The organism is Arthrobacter sp. NA-172, assembly GCF_043952055.1.
In the GTDB taxonomy this organism is placed as follows: domain Bacteria; phylum Actinomycetota; class Actinomycetes; order Actinomycetales; family Micrococcaceae; genus Arthrobacter.
Window position 1 is genome coordinate 301046 of the sequence record NZ_JBINOT010000001.1, and the last position, 19585, is coordinate 320630.

The 19585-nt window shown below is 63.6% G+C and carries 13 protein-coding genes and 3 pseudogenes; 12 read left to right on the forward strand and 4 right to left on the reverse strand.

Annotated features, from left to right (window positions below):
* The first annotated feature begins 69 nt into the window (after nt 1-69).
* Nucleotides 70-2462: pseudogene (locus ACF0H6_RS01580) on the forward strand (RelA/SpoT family protein).
* An 11-nt stretch (nt 2463-2473) separates the two neighbouring features.
* Here ACF0H6_RS01580 and ACF0H6_RS01585 read toward each other — a convergent pair.
* From ACF0H6_RS01585 to ACF0H6_RS01595, 3 genes and pseudogenes are all read right to left on the reverse strand, one after another.
* Complete coding sequence (locus tag ACF0H6_RS01585) at nt 2474-2866, reverse strand: hypothetical protein (protein ID WP_395248195.1); 393 nt, start codon at nt 2864-2866, stop codon at nt 2474-2476.
* A 327-nt stretch (nt 2867-3193) separates the two neighbouring features.
* Nucleotides 3194-4703 (reverse strand): annotated as a pseudogene (locus tag ACF0H6_RS01590) (DUF349 domain-containing protein).
* A gap of 66 nt (nt 4704-4769) precedes the next feature.
* Nucleotides 4770-5531, reverse strand: coding sequence for a peptidylprolyl isomerase (locus ACF0H6_RS01595; RefSeq protein ID WP_395249848.1), 762 nt, complete (start codon nt 5529-5531; stop codon nt 4770-4772).
* A 250-nt stretch (nt 5532-5781) separates the two neighbouring features.
* Between ACF0H6_RS01595 and hisS the strand changes: the two are divergent.
* The 3 genes and pseudogenes from hisS (at nt 5782) to ACF0H6_RS01610 (ending at nt 9940) form a co-directional block, all read left to right on the forward strand.
* Nucleotides 5782-7139: pseudogene (hisS, locus tag ACF0H6_RS01600) on the forward strand (histidine--tRNA ligase).
* A gap of 144 nt (nt 7140-7283) precedes the next feature.
* Nucleotides 7284-9065: an aspartate--tRNA ligase gene (gene aspS, locus ACF0H6_RS01605; protein ID WP_395248196.1), complete on the forward strand. Its 1782-nt coding sequence runs from the start codon at nt 7284-7286 to the stop codon at nt 9063-9065.
* A gap of 83 nt (nt 9066-9148) precedes the next feature.
* Nucleotides 9149-9940 carry a GNAT family N-acetyltransferase gene (locus tag ACF0H6_RS01610; RefSeq protein ID WP_395248197.1) on the forward strand — a complete coding sequence of 264 codons (792 nt, stop codon included), beginning with the start codon at nt 9149-9151 and terminating at the stop codon, nt 9938-9940.
* Nucleotides 9941-9944: 4 nt separating this feature from the next.
* On the opposite strand, the gene ACF0H6_RS01615 is transcribed toward ACF0H6_RS01610, so the two are convergent.
* Nucleotides 9945-10559, reverse strand: coding sequence for an acVLRF1 family peptidyl-tRNA hydrolase (locus ACF0H6_RS01615; protein ID WP_395248198.1), 615 nt, complete (start codon nt 10557-10559; stop codon nt 9945-9947).
* A 104-nt stretch (nt 10560-10663) separates the two neighbouring features.
* Between ACF0H6_RS01615 and ACF0H6_RS01620 the strand changes: the two genes are divergently transcribed.
* The 8 genes from ACF0H6_RS01620 (at nt 10664) to ACF0H6_RS01655 (ending at nt 19578) form a co-directional block, all read left to right on the forward strand.
* Nucleotides 10664-12121 (forward strand): replication-associated recombination protein A, encoded by a 1458-nt coding sequence (locus ACF0H6_RS01620; RefSeq protein WP_395248199.1) that lies wholly within the window; start codon nt 10664-10666, stop codon nt 12119-12121.
* Nucleotides 12122-12291: 170 nt separating this feature from the next.
* A complete protein-coding gene (gene rpsD, locus ACF0H6_RS01625) occupies nt 12292-12912 on the forward strand; it encodes a 30S ribosomal protein S4 (RefSeq protein ID WP_395248200.1) in 621 nt (206 codons plus the stop codon).
* 147 nt (nt 12913-13059) lie between these two features.
* On the forward strand, nt 13060-13434 hold the full coding sequence (locus tag ACF0H6_RS01630; RefSeq protein WP_395248201.1) for a DUF948 domain-containing protein: 375 nt from the start codon (nt 13060-13062) through the stop codon (nt 13432-13434).
* A gap of 39 nt (nt 13435-13473) precedes the next feature.
* The gene (locus tag ACF0H6_RS01635) at nt 13474-13704 is read left to right on the forward strand and encodes a DUF6167 family protein (RefSeq protein ID WP_395248202.1); all 231 of its coding nucleotides are present in this window, start codon (nt 13474-13476) and stop codon (nt 13702-13704) included.
* Between the two features lie 120 nt (nt 13705-13824).
* Nucleotides 13825-16503: an alanine--tRNA ligase gene (gene alaS / locus ACF0H6_RS01640; RefSeq protein ID WP_395248203.1), complete on the forward strand. Its 2679-nt coding sequence runs from the start codon at nt 13825-13827 to the stop codon at nt 16501-16503.
* Between the two features lie 2 nt (nt 16504-16505).
* On the forward strand, nt 16506-17093 hold the full coding sequence (ruvX, locus tag ACF0H6_RS01645) for a Holliday junction resolvase RuvX (RefSeq protein ID WP_395248204.1): 588 nt from the start codon (nt 16506-16508) through the stop codon (nt 17091-17093).
* Nucleotides 17093-18727: an endolytic transglycosylase MltG gene (gene mltG, locus ACF0H6_RS01650; RefSeq protein WP_395248205.1), complete on the forward strand. Its 1635-nt coding sequence runs from the start codon at nt 17093-17095 to the stop codon at nt 18725-18727. The genes ruvX and mltG overlap by 1 nt, the downstream gene beginning before the upstream one ends.
* A complete protein-coding gene (locus ACF0H6_RS01655; RefSeq protein WP_395248206.1) occupies nt 18724-19578 on the forward strand; it encodes a shikimate dehydrogenase in 855 nt (284 codons plus the stop codon). The genes mltG and ACF0H6_RS01655 overlap by 4 nt, the downstream gene beginning before the upstream one ends.
* Nucleotides 19579-19585 lie beyond the last annotated feature (7 nt).

Genomic DNA, 19585 nt, shown 5'->3' on the forward strand with positions numbered 1-19585 from the left:
GCGGTTCTCGGACGGGTCGCCCGCGGGAATAGACTGAGAGAATTAAAGTCAGTCGTGAGAGGTGCTTTTGTGGAGGAACGTACGACGTCGGCGCCGCCGACGGGCGGAGAGGACGGCCTGAGCCGCGTGTCGGGCACCACAACCGCAGCTACAGGCAGCACCTCGGGTGGTGTTCCCGTGGACAGCCCCGGTGTGCGCCCGACGTTCCCCGGAAGGCGCGAGCGGACGCGCTCCAGGCTTGCAAAACTGACAGGACGGGGCGCCAGCACCTATTCGCCCATTCTTGAACCGCTTTTGAGGACAGTCCGGGCAAACAACCCCAAAGAAGACCTTGATCTGATCCAGCGGGCTTTCAGCGTTGCCGAGCGCAGCCATCAAGGTCAGAAGCGCAAGAGCGGCGATCCGTACATCACCCACCCCGTGGCGGTGGCGACGATCCTCGCGGAACTCGGGCTGACCGGGACCACCCTCGCCGCCGCACTCCTTCACGACACTGTCGAAGACACCCCCTACACCCTCGCTGACCTCACCCGTGATTTCGGGCCTGAGGTCGCGATGCTCGTAGACGGTGTCACCAAGCTGGACAAGGTTCAGTTCGGCGAGGCTGCGCAGTCCGAGACAGTCCGCAAAATGGTTGTGGCCATGGCCAAAGACATCCGCGTCCTGATGATCAAGCTTGCGGACCGCCTTCATAATGCCCGCACCTGGCGATTTGTTTCCGCCGAATCATCCGCCCGGAAAGCGCGCGAAACGCTCGAGATCTTCGCGCCGCTGGCCCACCGCCTCGGTATGAACACCATCAAGTGGGAACTCGAGGATCTCTCCTTCGCGGCCCTGTACCCGAAAGTGTATGAAGAGATCGTCCGGATGGTGGGGGATCGCACTCCGGAGCGCGAGAAGAGCCTCAGCGTTATTCGCAACCAGATTGCCGAAGACCTCCGGGTAGCGAAGATCAAGGCCACCATCTCGGGCCGTCCCAAGCACTACTACTCGATCTACCAAAAGATGATTGTCCGGGACAAGGACTTCGACGACATCAATGACCTCATGGGCGTGCGTGTCCTGGTGGACTCCGTCCGTGATTGTTACGCGGCTCTTGGCACCTTTCATTCCCGCTGGAACCCCCTTCCGGGACGGTTCAAGGACTACATTGCGATGCCGAAGTTCAACATGTACCAGTCCTTGCACACCACGGTCATCGGCCCCGGCGGCAAGCCGGTGGAGATCCAGATCCGTACGCACGAGATGCATCGCCGTGCCGAGTACGGTGTCGCCGCGCACTGGAAGTACAAGGACCAGCCCAACCGCACCGCCGTTGGCCCTGGAAGCCCCAAAGACGGCGACATGGGCTGGTTGCGTTCACTGGTCGACTGGCAGCAGGAAACATCGGATCCGGGCGAGTTCCTGGACTCACTGCGCTTTGAGATCAACGCGCGTGAAGTGTTCGTGTTCACGCCCAAGGGCGAGGTCATGGCCCTCCCCGCAGGATCGACCCCGGTGGACTTCGCCTATGCGGTCCACACCGAGGTGGGCCACCGCACCATCGGCGCGCGGGTCAACGGCAAACTCGTGCCGCTCAACAGCGAACTCAATCACGGCGACTGGGTGGAGATCTTCACCTCCAAGGCCGAGGGCGCAGGGCCAAGCAGGACTGGCAGCACTTCGTCAAGAGCGCCCGGGCGCGTAACAAGATCCGGCAATGGTTCAGCAAGGAGCGCCGCGAAGAGGCCATCGAGCGCGGCAAGGACCAACTGACCCGGGCCATGCGCAAGCAGAACCTGCCCCTGCAGCGCCTCATGACGCATGACGCCCTCTCCACCGTGGCAGAGGAATTCCACTACGTCGACATCTCGGGCCTCTACGCCGGGGTGGGTGACGGGCACACTTCGTCCCAATCCGTCATGGAAAAGCTCATGGAGCACCTTGGTGGCCATGAAACGCCTGACGAGGACCTGGACGAGGTCAGCATCCCCTCGCAACTCCAGAAGACCCGGTACTCGGACTCCGGCGTCATTGTGCGCGGTGTCGGGGATGTCTGGGTGAAGTTGGCCCGTTGTTGTACACCGGTACCGCCTGATCCGATCCTTGGATTCGTGACCAGGGGCTCGGGTGTGTCGGTGCACCGCACCGACTGCACCAATGTCTCGGATCTCCGTGACCAGCCGGACCGCATCGTCGAGGTTGAATGGGCTCCGACGCAATCCAGCGTCTTCCTTGTAGAAATCCAAGTGGAAGCGCTGGATCGGAAGTCTCTGCTCTCGGATGTGACCCGGGTATTGTCCGAGAACCACGTCAACATCCTGGCCGCTTCCGTCCACACTTCGAGCGACCGTGTTGCTATTTCCCGCTTCGCTTTCGAAATGGGAGATCCGAAATACCTGCACCACGTACTCAGTGCCGTGCGCAGAATCGATGGCGTCTTCGACGTCTACAGGACCACGGGCAACCACCGGCGGAGCTGAGACGAAGGAACTCAAGCGGCCGCCTCAGGTGGATGTTCCCGTAACGATTGCGCCAACACAGCGAGTTTGTGCAGGGCGGCCTTCTTGTGGGGGACCCTCGGTGATGCTTCCACCGCCAAGGTCACAAGCCTCAGCCGCACGCCCAGCTCGTCTCGGGACAGCAGCTGTCTCAGGGCCGGCAGGGCCCTGTCCTCCTCGACATGCAAGGCCACATCCACGGCTGTCCTGAGCGGACTCGTTACGAGCAGGCCGCCGATGCTGACGACGTCCAATTGGCCCAAGCGGACTTCGTGCAAGATGCAGTCGCGGGCCGAGCGCAGGCTCGATATGCGGTGTTTGGCATCCACGAGGAGTGAAAGCCTTTCCGGGGCGTCCGCGCAACCATAGATCCAGGCTGCCGTCATCCGCCCGGCAATGATTTTCCGGCGGATATGGTCGGGAACCGCGAGGGCAGTTGCGCAAGCGCGGAGCCGGGGCGTGACAACCAGGGTCCGGAGGGGTGAAGCTCTCCCCGTAGAGCGGCCGCAATACGCCGTCGGCCGCCATTGATTGAAGCTCAGCCCAAGTGAACAGTTGGCTGGGCACATACAGTTCCTGGGCAGGGAAGTCCTGTTGTGCAGGGGGAGCTAATGCGGAGGCCATTGAGTAATCATTACGTGGCTCCTCCGACAAAAACAGGCCCTGTCCCGGCTATGTGGATAACCGGACAGGGCCTGTCAGTTCAGCTTGTCCTATGCGAGATCGCTGGCCGAGCGTTGGATCTGGTCGAGCCAGGCCTCGCGGGCCTCAAGGGCTTCGCGGGCGTTCTTGATGCGGCGCTGATCTCCGGCTTTCTCGGCCTTTTCAAGATCGGCCTTCAGCCCGGCAATTGCAGATTCCAGCTGTGACAAAGCACTGTTGGTACGCGCCTTGGTCTCCGGGTTGCTGCGGCGCCATTTGTCCTCTTCGGCTTCGTGGACGGCGTCCTCAACCTTGCGCAGGCCTGCTTCAATCCTGCCCATGTCGGCGCGGGGGACCTTGCCGGCTTCTTCCCAACGGTCGCGGATGGACTGCAAGGCCTTCTTGGCACCATTGAGGTCCGTGATGGGCAGAATTGCCTGAGCCTCGGTGATGAGATCTTCCTTGACCGCAAGGTTGGCTGTGTATTGCTGGTCGATCTCATCGTTGGCAGCCTGGCGGTGGCTGAAGAAGACGTCCTGGGCGGCGCGGAAACGCAGCCAGAGGGCGTCGTCGTCCTTGCGGCTGGCGCGAGGCGTAGCTTTCCACTGGTCCATGAGGCGGCGGTATTCGCCAGCCGCGAAGCCCCAGTCCGTGGAGCTGGAGAGGGCTTCGGCCTCGGTGATCAACTGCTCCTTGGCGACCTTTGCAGCCGAGTTGGTGCTGTCCAACTGCGAGAAGTACGCACGACGGTGGCGGTCAAAGACCGTACGGGCTGAGCGGAACCGCTTCCAGAGCGCGTCTTCGTTGCTGCGTCCAAGGCGGATGCCGTTCTTCTGGGCCGTCTTCCAGCTTTCGAACAAGTCGTTCATCCGCGCGCTGGATGTTTTCCACTGGACCTGGGACGGAGTCCTGGGACGCTATGGATTCGGCTTCGGCAACAATCGCCTCACGAGCGGCGAGCTCGGTGGCACGTGCGGCGTCGTGCGCGGCCTTCTCGGACTTCTCCAGTTCGGAAATCTGTCCGGCAAGTGCGTCCAAGCGGGCTTCCGCGGTGCGGATATCGCCCACCATGTTGCGCTCAGCCAACTGCTCGCGGAGGTGCTCCACGGTCTTTTGCATGTCGGTGGCGGGGGCCTTGGACTCCACACGGTGTTCCATCAGGACGATCTGGGCGACTACGTCCTCGTACTTCCGGGCGAAGTATGCCAGGGCCTCGTCAGTACTGACTCCCGGGTACTGACCCACGGGCTGCTCTTCGTCGTCGATCGTCAGGAAGACGTGGCCGTCGCCCTCGGCACGGCCCCACTTCGCCGCTTCAGCGAGCGAAACGGCCGTTGGCTGGGCCGCCGGTGCGGCCGGAATTACGCTTGCAGCGGCCTTGGGCCGGGCAGCGAAAGCCGCTGGAGAAGGTGCGGGCGAGGGGGCTGGCCGCGGGGCCGGAGAAGCAGGCTTGGGGGCGGACTCAGCCGCATCGTCTGCCGGGGCAGTGGGCTCGACGCCGGTCCCGGCCTCAGCCGATGCCTGAATCTCTTCTTCGTTGGCCACTACTGCAGTTTCGTCGGATTTCTGACTGTCTGTCACCGCTAAAAGTCTTTCGCTTGGAGGGATTACTGAGGTAATGCGCCGCGGACTACTGTCCGGGGCAGATTACTTCAGAGAGAACGAGTCTATCGTGACAGGTGCCACAGGGGCGCCGTCAGTGGCACTACTGCCGGGATTTATGCCGGCCTGGGCAATCTTCGTCACCACGTCCAGGCCGCTCGTCACCTTGCCGACGATCGTGTAGCCGCCAGCTGCGTCCGGCGGGATGACAGTGTCCTTGTACACAATGAAGAACTGGTGCCCGTTGCCGTAGGCGTTGTTGCCGGTCCGGGCAACGGCGATGGTTCCGGCCGGGTATTTGTTGTCGGCCGGCGTGTTCTCCAGTGGTCCCCAGTGGAAGTTCGGGTCGTCGGTGGTGTCAGTACCTTTGGCGCCGCACTGCAGCACCGAAAAGTTGTCAGCGGTGGTCAGCCGAGGGCATTTGAGCCCGCTGTAATAACTCGCGTCGGTGAGGGACTTGAAGACAGCTGTGGCCTGCGGAGCCTTGGTTCCATCCAGCTCGACGCCGACAGCCCCGCCGTTGAGGCTCAGCTGTCCGGTGAAGGTCTTGCCGGCGGCGGTGTCCGCTTTGGGGATGTTCGCACTGTTTGTGGCCGGGGCCGACGACGTGGCGGAAGGGGAGGCCGACGGTGAACTCAGCCCGGCCTGCGCCGCGGCGTAGTCCGACTCGCTCGGATTCGAGTTAAACACCGTGAGTTGAAGCACGACGGCGGCAATCAGTGCGGCGCCCCCCACGCTGACGGCGACCACATTGTCCCGGCGGCGCCGCTTACCCTGTGCATGCCGAAGCTCACGCTTGGCATCCATTTGCCTAATGCGCCGTTTGGCTTCACGGCTCTCCCGCGGCCTTGTAGACAAGAGTCCTCCTGGTTGTCTGGACAAGCTTCCATCGCAGCAAGCCCAACCGGCCTGCATTAGATGTGCAAGCGCCGAAAGCATAAACTGGCTGCCGCACATAGTTTATGCATGACTGACTGGACGCCCGCCCATCCTGAGCCGAATTGGCCCTGGTTCGTGGCGGCAGGTCCGTCCGCAATCTTGAGGAGAAATTTCCATCATGGCTCGTACCGCCTCCCTGTCCGGATTCCCCGAGTGGCTTCCCCAGGAGCGGTTGGTGGAACTGCATGTACTGGACACCTTGCGTAAAACCTTCGAGCTTCACGGTTTCTCCTCCATCGAGACGCGGGCTGTTGAGACGGTTGGCCAGCTCCTGCGGAAGGGCGAGATAGATAAAGAGGTGTACGGCCTCAGCCGCCTCCAAGAAGACGAGGACGCACCTGGTGGCGATAACGGACGGTCGGACAAAAGCGATCCCAACGCATTGGCACTCCACTTCGACCTCACCGTGCCGTTTGCCCGGTATGTCGTGGAAAACGCCGGCTACCTTGCCTTTCCGTTCCGCCGCTACCAGATCCAAAAGGTGTGGCGGGGGGAGCGACCCAGGAAGGTCGCGCAAGGGAGTTCACGCAGGCCGACATCGACGTGGTGGGCGACGGCGAGCTGCCGTTCCGCTACGACGTCGAGATCGCGCTGGTCATCGCCGAAGCGCTGAGCGCACTCCCGATTCCGGATTTCCGCCTGCGCATCAACAACCGCAAGCTGGCTGAGGGCTTCTACCGAGGTATCGGCCTCGAGGACACCGCCGGAGTACTTCGTAGCATCGACAAGCTCGAGAAGATCGGTGCCGCGAAGGTGGCCGAATTGCTCAAGAGCGAGCTAGGTGCCACGGATGAGCAGGCATCGCTGGCCTTGCAGCTCGCCAGCATTCGCACCGAAGACACTTCCTTTGTGGCGCAGGTCCGCGCCCTCGGCGTGACGGACGAGCTACTCGAAGAAGGCCTCAGTGAACTCGAACAAGTCATAGAGGCTGCCGTGCAGCGCGCGCCCGGCAAGGTGGTGGCCGATCTCAGCATCGCCCGCGGCTTGGACTACTACACCGGTACCGTCGTCGAAACCGTCTTGGTGGGACACGAGCAGCTCGGTTCCATCTGTTCCGGCGGCCGCTACGACGCCCTCGCCAGAAAGGGCAACCGCAAGTTCCCCGGCGTGGGCCTGTCGATTGGCGTGACGCGCCTCGTCTCCCGGATCCTGAGCCAGGAATTCGCGACCGCGACACGCTCGGTCCCCACCGCGGTGCTTGTGGCCCTGAACAACGACGGCAGCTGGTCTTCCGCCCAGGACATCGCAGCCCAGCTGCGGGCGCGGGGTATTGCCACCGAGGTCGCGGCCAAAGCCGAGAAGTTCGGCAAGCAGATCAAGTTCGCCGATCGTCGCGGCATTCCTTTTGTCTGGTTCACGGACGACGACGGCAAGCACCAAGTAAAGGACATCCGTACTGGAGAGCAGGTGGACGCGGATCCCGCCAATTGGGAACCGTCCGCCGACGATCTTCATGTGCGGATCACCACGCGCTAGGCGCCCGCTGCCGGCAATTCGCTCCGCGAAGGCCGGCAACCACAGGAGGGCTAAGCCTGGTGGCGGCGGCCCTCACCCATACGGGTAAACTCGAACGGGATCGTTCTGCAATGATCCGCTGAAAATCATGTTGAAAGGAATGCTGTGCTGCGCACACATGACCTCGGATCCTTGCGTTCCGAGCACATTGGACAGACCGTCACCTTGGCAGGCTGGGTAGGCCGCCGCCGCGATCACGGTGGCGTGGCCTTCGTCGATCTGCGTGACGCGTCCGGTGTCGCCCAAGTGGTTGTCCGCGAGGAAGAGGTCTTCCACGGCCTGCGCAACGAGTACGTGCTGCAGATTGTCGGCACCGTCAGCAAGCGTCCCGAAGGCAACGAGAATCCCGCCCTCGCCACCGGTGAGATCGAGGTCATCGCTGAGAAAGTGGTGATCCTCAACACCTCGGACCCGCTGCCGTTCCAGATCGACGAGCACGTGGAGGTCGGCGAGGAGGCGCGCCTCAAGCACCGTTACCTCGACTTGCGCCGTCCGGGCCCCGCCCGGAACCTGCGCCTGCGTTCCGAGGCGAACCGGGTTGCCCGTGACTTGCTTCACGAACAGGGTTACGTCGAGATCGAGACTCCCACACTGACCCGCTCGACGCCGGAAGGCGCCCGTGACTTCGTGGTTCCGGCCCGTTTGGCCCCCGGTTCCTGGTATGCGCTTCCGCAGTCGCCGCAGCTTTTCAAGCAACTGCTCCAGGTGGGCGGTTTCGAAAAGTACTACCAGATTGCCCGTTGTTACCGTGACGAAGACTTCCGTGCGGACCGCCAGCCTGAATTCACCCAGCTGGACATCGAAGCCAGCTTCGTCGACCAGGACGATGTCATTGAGCTCGGCGAGGGCATCGTCAAGGCACTGTGGCAGCTGATCGACGTCGAGATCCCGACGCCGATCCGACGCATGACTTACCACGAGGCAATGGCCAAGTATGGCTCCGACAAGCCGGACCTGCGCTTCGGCCTTGAGCTCACCGAATTGACGGAGTTCTTCAAGGACACGAACTTCGGTGTGTTCAAGGCGCCCTATGTTGGTGCCGTCGTCATGCCCGGCGGAGCCTCGCAGGCCCGCCGCGCGCTGGACGCCTGGCAGGAATGGGCCAAGCAGCGCGGCGCCAAGGGTCTCGCCTACGTGCTGTTCAAGGAAGACGGCGAGCTGACCGGCCCCGTTGCCAAGAACCTCACAGACACCGAGCGGGCCGGCCTGGCCGACGCCGTCGGCGCAAAGCCCGGCGACTGCATCTTCTTTGCCGCCGGCGAGAAGTCCCCGTCCCGCGCCCTGTTGGGTGCTGCCCGCGTCGAGATCGGCCACCGCACCGGCCTGATCGACCCCAAGGACTGGGCCTTCGTCTGGATCGTAGACGCGCCCATGTTCGAACCCGCAGCCGCAGCCGTTGCCTCCGGTGACGTCGCAGTGGGCGGCGGGCAGTGGACGGCCCTGCACCACGCCTTCACGTCGCCGAAGCCCGAGTTCATGGACTCGTTCGACAAGGACCCCGAAGCGGCACTGTCCTACGCCTACGACATTGTCTGCAACGGCAACGAAATCGGCGGTGGATCCATCCGTATCCACGAGAGCGATGTCCAGGAGCGCGTCTTCGAGCTCATGGGCCTTGACAAAGAAGACGCGCAGACCAAGTTCGGCTTCCTCCTCGAGGGATTCAAGTACGGTGCCCCTCCGCATGGCGGAATGGCCTTCGGCTGGGACCGCGTGGTTGCCCTCTTGGCCGGCGTCGATTCCATCCGCGACGTCATCGCCTTCCCGAAGTCCGGCGGCGGCTACGACCCCCTGACCGCTGCCCCTGCGCCCATCACGGCCCAGCAGCGCAAGGAAGCCGGAGTCGATTTCAAGCCGCAGTCCAAGCCTGAGGTCAAAGCCGAGTAAACAGCTGTCAATGCAGCCGAAGGCCCCTGCGTTGACGGGGGCCTTCGGCGTATCCGGACGGCGATTGAAAGTAAGGAGGACATATGGCTCAGGAAGTGGACCTCGCCTTGATGGAGGAGCTAATGGACCGTGATTGGCCGGCCCCGGACCGCGAAGACACCGGGGGATGGGTCATGCGGGCCGCCGGAGGCGTCACCCAGCGCGCGAACTCGGTCTGGCCCCGCGAACAGGCCGGGGACCATGAGTCGGCAGTTCGCGCAGCCGGTCTCTGGTACCGCTCACGGCGCCTGCCGCTGATCTTCCAGGTTTTCGACGACGAACGCAGCGCTAGCCTCAATGCTGTGCTCGATGAGCAGCGATTCACCCGGCAGTCCGAAACCCTGATCATGGTCCGCGCGGGTGGCGTTCTTCCCGGCACGCAATTCGACGCCGATGCCAGCGGCGTCGAAATTTCCGACGAACCGTCCGCTGAGTGGCTCCGGTTGTGGTGGTCCGTGGACGGGCGTGGCGGCGATGCCGAGCTGGCCATCGCGAGGAACATCCTGGCAGGCTGTCCCGCGCTCTACGCCCTCGCGAGGAACGACGACGGCGCCCCGGCCGCCGTCGGACGCCTCGCCCTACCTTCAGGGGAGCAAGTCCGGGGTGGTATCTACTGCATGGCTACCGCAGCCGAATCCCGCCGGAATGGCCACGGGCAGCGGGTGCTCGACGCACTGTTGTGTGCCGGCACACACCGCGAGGTAGTGCAGTTCTGGCTGCTGGTGTTGGCCTCGAATACCGGTGCGCAGGCGCTTTACGAAAGGGCCGGCTTCGCAGTGGAGGGTGGGTACCTTTACCGGCAGGCGCGGCCCCGGCGGGCGTTGTCAGGCTGTTAGTGGACTACAGCGGATCGGTGACCTGTATCCAGACGGAGCACGCGTCAGCCGCTGCACTGCGGAGGACGGTTGCGTTGGGGTCGGGGACTGTCAGGAACGGCAGCCGCGTCCGCGATGCGTACTCCTTCAACGCTGCTTCTTCCAGGACCGCCGCAGACAGTGCGGCGTCCCCGCCCAGGACAACGTATTCAATTCCGTGCCCGGTAAAGACCGTCGCGGCGTAACCGGCCACTGCCTCCGTCAGTGCATTCGCCTGGTTCTCGCGGCGCCGGGCAAACCGTTGCTGCGAAGATCCACCGGCCGCCGATCGCGACTGTACGTAACGCGACCCCGATTTGGAAGCAAATACTTTGCCCCCTCTGACGATCCCTACGGCGTAGCCGCCCCGGCGTACCAGGATGACCCCGAGCTGCCTCTCCTGTGCCGCGAGAGAGGCTAGTCGTTCAACCGACGTCGTCCCTCTGCCGGGCCTGCCATCCACGGGCCAGGGCGCCTTCAGCAGCGCGGTGGCGCCGTCAGCCGCCCGCAAAAGAGTGCCGCCGTCGTCGGGCTCCTCGAAAAGGTTGCCGTGGCTCGCGGCGAAGCGCCCAACCCAGCCAAGCAACCGCGGGCCGGGCATGAAGGCGCTCCTGCCTGCCGGGGGGTGTCGCTTTTCACCAGGGCAGGATTGCCGGGTCTCCACGTCAATGTCTCCTTCGTTGGAATCATGAGTAGCCTATCCATGTGGAAGATCTCTTTGGTGCCGGCACGGACAGCGACGACGACGGCGACGGCCAGACGGCCGATTTGTCCCGTTCCGTCCCCGGGCGTCCGGCGTCGCCGCGGGGTCCACTGGCAGTGCGTATGCGGCCCCGGACACTCGACGACGTGGTAGGTCAACAGCATTTGCTGGGGCAGGGATCGCCTTTGCGGCAGCTAGCCGCCGGGGCCGACGCCGCGGGACCTGCCGGTCCGAGTTCGGTCATCTTGTGGGGACCCCCAGGCACTGGCAAGACGACTCTCGCGCACGTCATCGCCCGGGGAACAGGCCGAAAGTTCGTTGAGTTGTCCGCCATTACTGCGGGCGTCAAGGATGTCCGCCTGGTCATGGAAAACGCTTTGACCGCCCGGGATCTCTACCGGACCACAACGGTTCTTTTCCTGGATGAGATCCACCGCTTCAACAAAGCCCAGCAGGATGCCCTGCTTCCCGGCGTCGAGAAGGGCTGGGTGGTCCTGGTCGCCGCCACCACGGAGAACCCTTCGTTCTCCGTGGTGTCGCCGCTGCTGTCACGGTCATTGTTGCTCACCCTGAAGCCGCTGACCGACGCCGATATCGAGGGGCTCCTGCAGCGGGCCGTTGCCGATGCGCGCGGCTTGGCAGGGGGTGTGGAGCTCACTCCGGAAGCCCTCGAGCATTTGGTCCGTTTGTCCGGGGGAGATGCCCGCCGCGCGCTCACCGCCCTTGAGGCTGCTGCCGGCGTCGCCTACGGAGACCGGAACAACGACGGCGGCGACGCTTCCGAAGAGCCCGGTCTCGCCGGTGACGGCGCCCCCGAGGCTCCGGTCGTCGTCGAGCTCCGCCACACGGAGCGTGCGTTGGACGTCGCTGCTGTCCGCTATGACCGGGCGGGCGACCAGCACTACGACGTCGCCAGTGCTTTCATCAAGTCGATCCGCGGCTCGGATGTCGATGCGGCCCTCCACTACCTGGCGCGCATGCTCGAAGCCGGCGAGGACCCTCGCTTCGTGGCGCGCCGGATCGTGATTTCCGCTGCAGAAGACATCGGGATGGCAGATCCCACGGCGCTGCAGACCGCCGTCGCCGCCGCCCAGGCAGTGCAGCTAATCGGCATGCCGGAGGGCCGGATTGTCCTGGCCGAAGCCGTAGTGCACCTGGCAACGGCGCCGAAGTCCAATGCAGCGTACATGGGCCTCAACAAAGCGGTTGCCGATGTCCGCGCGGGCCTCGGTAACGGGATCCCAGCCCACCTGAGGGACGCGCATTACCAAGGAGCGAAAGGGCTTGGTCACGGCCAAGGCTACAAGTACGCCCACGATGCCCCGCATGGTGTTGCCGCCCAGCAATATGCTCCGGATGACCTGGTGGGCAAGGACTATTACGAACCAACCGCAAACGGTGCCGAACGGGAGATTGCTCCCAGGCTTGAGCGGCTACGCAGGATCATCAGAGGCAAGTAGGCGTCATGGTAGGATTGACGTTTGTCTGGCAAGGCACGGACGCACAATCCTTCAGAATTCACGTTTTGAAGCTGTGCCCTGCGCCCAGTAGCAAAAGGCAGCGGTTGGCCGATGCTCTCCCTCATGGAGGCCAGTAACACTGACACACCGCAGATATTGGAAGGACACAAGTGGCTAACAACACTCGTGCTCGCCGTACCGCACGCCTTTCGCGTGCACTCGGCATCGCTCTGACTCCCAAGGCCGCCAAGTACATGGAGCGCCGTCCGTACGGCCCCGGTGAGCATGGCCGTGCCCGCAAGAAGCAGGACTCCGACTACGCCGTACGTTTGCGCGAAAAGCAGCGTCTGCGCGCCCAGTACGGCATCCGCGAAGCCCAGATGACCCGTGCATTCGAAGAAGCACGCCGCACCAAGGGCCTGACCGGTGAAAACCTGATCGAACTGCTCGAAATGCGTCTCGACGCCCTCGTGCTGCGTGCTGGCTTTGCCCGCACCATCGCCCAGGCCCGCCAGCTGGTTGTGCACCGGCACATTCTGGTTGACGGCATCCGCGTGGACCGCCCGTCGTTCCGCGTCGCAGAAGGTCAGCTCATCCACGTTCACAGCCGCAGCGAAGTCATGGCTCCGTTCCAGGTTGCAGCAGCCGGCGCACACGTCCTGACGGTCGTTCCGGCCTACCTGGACGTCAAGATTGACGCCCTGCAGGCTCGCCTGGTTCGCCGCCCGAAGCGCACTGAGATCCCCGTGACCTGCGAAGAGCAGCTCGTCGTCGAATTCTACGCTCGCTAAATTCCAGCGCGCATACAAAGAAGCCCGTGGCACGCGCCGCGGGCTTCTTTGTATGTAAGGTACTTGGGGAAGCCATGCCGGGCGCCGTTTGTGCGGAACCGCGCGCGGCGTCCGCCGCAACGCAACAATGCTAGGAGATGAGTGTCCATGACTGGTGGCGATATTGCAGGCCTGATCGCGGCCGGAGTCTTTGCGCTCCTGGTGCTGCTCCTGGCCGTGCCGATCCTCAAACTCGGGCGGGTCTTCGATGAAGTCCGCACCTCCATCCGCTCCTTGAGCGACGGAGCGACGCCTCTGATGGACGAGGTCACGGCGACCGTGTCCACAACAAACCAGCAGCTGAGGAAGGTGGATGGCATCACCTCCAATGTTTCCGACGCCTCCGCCAACATCTCAGCGTTGTCCTCGCTGGTGGCTGCAACGGTCGGTTCGCCGCTTATCAAGGTGGCAGCGTTCAGCTATGGCGTGCGCTCGGCTTTTGCCGCCCGCCGCAAACCGGGCAGTGGCCGCCGCAGCCGCTGAATCCGTTCGTAAGTCAGGAACACTGCAGTCAGGAATACTGTGAAAAGAATTGTCTGGATGGGGATCGGCGTCGCAATCGGAATCATCGCCCTCCGCAAGCTCACCGAAGCGAAGGCCAATATCGGCCCCGATGGCCTGAACCGTGCCGTAGGACGCTTGGCGGATGGAGTGTACGACTTCGCAGACGCAGTACGCGCCGGAATGAATGAACGCGAAGTGGATCTCCGGGCGGCGCTCGGCATCAACGAGCCCGACGCCGGCAACCGTTAGCTAGCGCGGTTCGCCCAAGCGGGCGTCAGCAGGGCAGAATTAGAAGCTGCGGCGATGGCAACTGCCAGAACCGCGCACAAACTCATGTGCAGTGAACTGAGAAGGGTAAGTAATCAGCTAATGAAGTCGCAGGAGATCACCAAACGCTGGGTGGACTTTTTTGTCAGCAAGGGCCATACCGCCGTGCCTTCGGCGTCGCTCGTGTCCAGCGACCCTTCCCTGCTCTTCACTGTGGCGGGCATGGTTCCCTTCATCCCTTACCTGACTGCCCGTGAGGAACCGCCGTTCGACCGTGCCACGAGCGTCCAGAAGTGCATCCGCACCGGCGACATCGAGGAAGTGGGCAAGACTGCCCGGCACGGCACGTTCTTCCAGATGTGCGGCAACTTCTCGTTTGGCGATTATTTCAAGGAAGACGCCATCAAGTTCGCCTTCGAACTGCTCTCGAAGAGCGTGGACGACGGCGGCTACGGACTGGACATTGAGCGTCTCTGGGTGACCGTCTACGAAGAAGACGACGAAGCCCAGGAGCTGTGGCTGAAGAACACCGGCATCCCGGCAGAGCGCATCCAGCGGATGGGCAAGTCGGACAACTACTGGTCCACCGGTCAGCCTGGTCCGGCCGGCCCTTGCTCGGAAATCTATTACGACCGTGGACCTGCCTACGGTGCCGAGGGTGGTCCCATCGCGGACGAAAACCGCTACGTCGAAATCTGGAACCTGGTATTCATGCAGTACCAGATCGAAAACGTGCGATCGAAGGTCGACTTCGACATCGTCGGCGAGCTGCCGAAGAAAAACATTGACACCGGCCTCGGCATGGAACGCCTTGCGATGATCCTGCAGGGCGTCGAGAACATGTACGAGACGGATCAGGTCCGCCCCGTCATCGACCGGGCCGCAGCACTGTCCGGCAAGGAGTACACGTCCGCCGAGTCCGCCGAGGACCCTCACCACACGGACGATGTCCGCATGCGCGTGGTCGCCGACCACATTCGTTCAGCCCTCATGCTGATCTCCGACGGCGTGTCCCCGTCCAACGAGGGCCGCGGCTACGTCCTGCGCCGGCTCATCCGCCGTGCCGTTCGCGCCATGCGCCTTCTCGGCGTCGAGGAAGCCTGCCTCCCGCAGCTTCTTCCTGCCTCCCGCGACGCCATGAAGGGCGTCTACCCTGTGGTGGAGACGGACTTCGACCGCATCAGCCGGATCGCCTACGCCGAAGAAAAGGCCTTCCTGCGCACCATCGCTTCCGGTACCGCGCGCCTCGAGGAAGCCGTGGTGCTCTCCAAGGCTGCCGGCAAGCCGCTCTCCGGCGAGGATGCCTTCGCCCTGCACGACACCTACGGGTTCCCGATCGATCTCACCCTCGAAATGGCCGAGGAAGCCGGTCTGAAGGTTGACGAGGCAGAGTTCCGTAGCCTCATGCTTGAACAGCGCCAGCGTGCCCAGGCGGATGCCAAGGCCAAGAAGGGTGGACACGCCGATGTCTCGGCGTTCCAGGAGCTCCTGGCCGAGGGCGAAACCGTCTTCACCGGCTACACCGAGCTGGAAGGCGAGGCCCGCGTGCGCGGCATCGTCAGCTCCGGCCGGCGGGTTGCCCACGCTTCCACGGGTGACGAGATAGAGCTTGTGCTCAATGAAACGCCGTTCTACGCAGAAGCCGGTGGCCAGTCGGCGGACAAGGGCCTCATCACTGGTGACGGCTTCGTCGTCGAGGTCCTCGACGTCCAGCGCCCCGTGAAGGGCCTGAGCGTCCACAAGGCGATCGTCCGCGAAGGCGAGATTGCCTCGGACGCCTTGGTGCGCGCCGCCGTCGACCGCGAACGCCGCCATGCCGCAGAACAGGCACACACGGGCACGCACATCGTGCACGCTGCCTTGCACCAGATCCTCGGCCCGGAAGCCACGCAGCGTGGGTCTTTCAACAAGGCCGGTTACTTGCGCTTTGACTTCGCGTGGGGCGAAGGACTGAGCACCGCCACGAGATCGGAGATCGAAGAGGTCTCCAACATCGCTATCCGCAACAACTTCCAGGTGGACACCAAGGTCATGGGGCTCGCGGAAGCGAAAGCCCTCGGCGCGATGGCCCTCTTCGGCGAAAACTACGGCAGCGAAGTCCGCGTTGTGGAGATCGACGGCGCGTGGTCCCGCGAACTTTGTGGTGGCACCCATGTGGCCAACACGTCCCTCATCGGGAGCCTGTCGTTGCTCGGCGAGCAGTCTGTCGGCTCGGGAAACCGCCGCGTGGAGGCCTTCGTGGGCCTTGACGCCTTCCGGCATCTCGCCGCTGAGCGTGCCTTGGTTACGGAGCTCACGGAGATGTTGAAGGTCCCGTCGGGCCAACTGGCAGACCGGATCTCCAGCACTTTGGCGAAGCTCAAGGCCACTGAGAAGGAGCTTGACCGCCTTCGCAAGGACCAGCTGACCGCAGCCGCAGCGAATCTCGTTGCCACGGCTCAGGACGCCGCAGGCGTCCGCGTGGTGGCGCACGACGCCGGCCAGGCCGGGGGAGCGGACGATCTCCGCAGCCTCGCTATGGACTTGCGCAACCGTCTTGGCTCCGATGCTTCCACGGTTGCCGTGGCCGGAGTCAGCAACGACCGCCCCGTCATCATTGTGGCTACCAACGAGGCCGCCCGTGAAGCAGGCGTCAAGGCCGGCGCCCTGGTCCGGGTGGCCGCGGGAATCCTCGGCGGCGGCGGCGGCGGCAAGGACGATGTCGCCCAGGGCGGCGGAACCGACGGCGCGAAGATCGCACCGGCCCTTGCGGCCGTTGTGGACGCGATCGCCAAGCGCTGATCTTGGAGGCCATTGCGAGCAACGACGACTACCCCCGGGGCATCAAACTGGGGGTAGACGTCGGGACCGTCCGTGTGGGAGTTGCCATCTGCGATCCGGACGGGATTCTGGCTACACCGTTCAAGACGGTGAGCCGGGATGCCAAGAGGAATTCCGACGTCGGGGTTATTGTCCGGCACGTAGCAGAGTTGGGCGCGGTCCAGATTTTCGTCGGGCTGCCGCGCACCATGAAGGGCGAGGAACGCGCGTCCGCGGTCATGGCGAGCGACTATGCTGTGTTGCTGGCGGACTACCTGCAGCGCGGCGGAATCGATGTGCCCGTCAGCCTGGTCGACGAGCGGCTGAGCACGGTGACGGCTCACCGCAATCTCCACGAAGCTGGCATGAGCAGCAAGGACCATCGTAAAGTGGTGGATCAGGTTGCCGCTGCCGGAATACTTCAGCACGCGATCGACATGCAAAAAGCCAGAGGAACAGATGTGGGCAGGCGCGTGCAGGCGTCAATGCCAACTCAAGATCTTGGCGGCGCCAGTGCGCAACAGCCAACCTCCGACATTGATCCACACTCTCCAACGAGGGGAAGACAATAGTGAGCCCGGTCAACAACGACCCCTCCAACGACGCGTCAGAGGACCACACCCGGGGTCTGACGCGCCGTGAAATCCGTGCCAGGGAACGTTACCTGGAGACGCAGAACCAAGAAATTCTGCCGCCACCCGTGCCGGTTCACGTCGAACCGGTGGCCGCGCCAAAGCCGCAGCCGGCATATGTTCCGTACGACGCTCCAGCAGCGCCGGCGCCTGAAGTGCGCGGCTCGGCAGCGGCCCCCGAAGCCCCGGCTCCTGCCGCGGAGCTCCCGGATAACAGCATTCACGCGGACGATCTGCACGAAGAAGAAGTGCAGCATCCCGGGCCGGCCCACCCTGAGACCGTTCATTTCGATGCGCTCCACCCTGATGCGGAGCACGTTGACGCGGTTCACGTTGACGCGGTCCACGATGACGCAGTCCTTCCGTACGACGCGGAGCACGGCGACGAGTTCCATGTATTGCATCCAGACGAGGCCTACGAGCACCACGATCTCCACTTTGGTGACGAGGTCCACGACGATCACGCCGCCCACGCCGTCTTGGCGGCAGAGATTCCTGTGCGAAAAGGTCCGTCGAAGAAGGTTCGCCGCCGCCGTAGGCTTGTGGCGCTCCTGCTTACTCTCGCGGTGTTTGTTGTAGCTGTGGCCGTTGGGGCTCAGTTCCTGAAGCCCTTGCTCGGCATGGACAAGGTCAGCGACTACCCGGGTCCGGGCACCGGCTCAGTCACGGTCACGGTTGCCCCCGGTTCCGGCCCCAAGTTGGTCGCGACCAATCTTCAGAACCAGCACGTCATCGCCAATGCCGATTCGTTCCTCGCCGCGTTCACGGCGGCCGGAGGCGAGCTTTCACCGGGTGATTTCACCTTCCGCACGGAAATGAACAACTCGGATGCCGTGAATGTGCTTCTTGGCAAGGATTCCTCCAAGGTCATGTATTTCGCGCTGAGTGCCGGATTGCGCATTGGGGACTCCCTCGATGCCATTTCCAAGGGTTCCGGTATTCCGCTGGCGGACCTGAAGGCCCTGAGTGACTCGCCCGCCCAGTTTGGCGTGCCGGCCCCTGCGAAGAACCTGGAAGGCTTCCTTGCCCCAGGGGAGTACCGTTTCCCCCTCGGTACGTCGGCCAAGGACATCCTCCAAAAGCTGGTCACGTCCACCACGGATGAGCTCAAGGCGCAGGGTGTCACGGATCCGGCCAAGCAGTACCAGACCATCACGATTGCCAGCATTGTGCAGGCTGAGGGTGGTCAGGCTGACTATGGCAATGTGGCCGGGGCCATTTTCAACAGGCTCAAGCCGGGCAACACGGAGACGAACGGCTTGATCCAGTCGGATGCCACGGTCACTTATGGCCTGGGCACCAAGACCTTCCACCTCACCGACGCCCAGAAGGCGGACAAGAGCAACCCGTACAACACGTACGCCAACGTGGGTCTGCCGGTCGGTCCCATCGGCTCGCCTGGCAAGACCGCGATTGACGCCGCCGCGAAGCCAACGGCCAACAACTACCTGTACTGGGTGACCATCAACCTCGATACCAAGGAGACCAAGTTCTCCAGCACGCTGGCGGAACACCTTAAGTACGTTGACCAATACAACGCATGGTGTGCAGCAAACGCCGGACGGTGCGTGTGAGTAGACGTGCTGCCGTTCTGGGGCATCCGATCAGTCATTCGAAGTCACCAGCACTGCACCGCGCCGCCTATGCCAAGCTTGGACTCGATATCGATTACTCCGTTATCGATGTGACGGTTGATCGTCTGCCCGCCTTCATGGCAAGCCTCGACGCCGGGGACAACTGGTGCGGCTTGTCCGTCACCATGCCCCTCAAGGCCGCCATGGTTGCGGAAGTGGACGAGGTCCGTGGGGCAGGCGCGCACCTTGGTGTCATCAACACGGTCGCGTTTGAAGCCACCGAACGCGGTGTGCGACGGGTTGGCCACAACACCGACGTGGCCGGCATCGTTCAAGCAGTTAGGAACGCGGGGGTGCGGGAGCAGCCGGTTTCCGCGATTCTTGGCGGCGGCGGAACCTCTGCCGCGGCCATCGCGGCGCTCCACGATCTGGGCGCGCGGCGCGTCGACGTCTACGTGCGCGACGTCGGGCGGGCGGCTGAGGCGAAAGCCGCTGCTGCCGCCGTCGGGCTTGCCATACAACTCCGCCCCATGGCCGAGGCGGCTGCGGGGATGGCCGGAGCTGATCTGGTGATCTCGACTCTGCCTCCCAGAGCCGCGGACGGCCTGGCCGGTGAGTTGGAATCTCTTCCCGCCGGCAGTACCGGTGTCCTCCTCGACGTCGCCTACGATCCTTGGCCCAGCCGCATTGCCGAGGCGTGGGTTTCGCGCGGCGGCGTGGTGGTTCACGGACTCGAAATGCTGCTTTACCAAGCTGTGGAGCAAATCCGTTTGTTTTCCGGCGCTGATGTCACGGCCGATGTCATAGATGTGATGTGTGACTCAGTCGGGCTTTCCCGGCGGGGCTACTAGGGGCCTT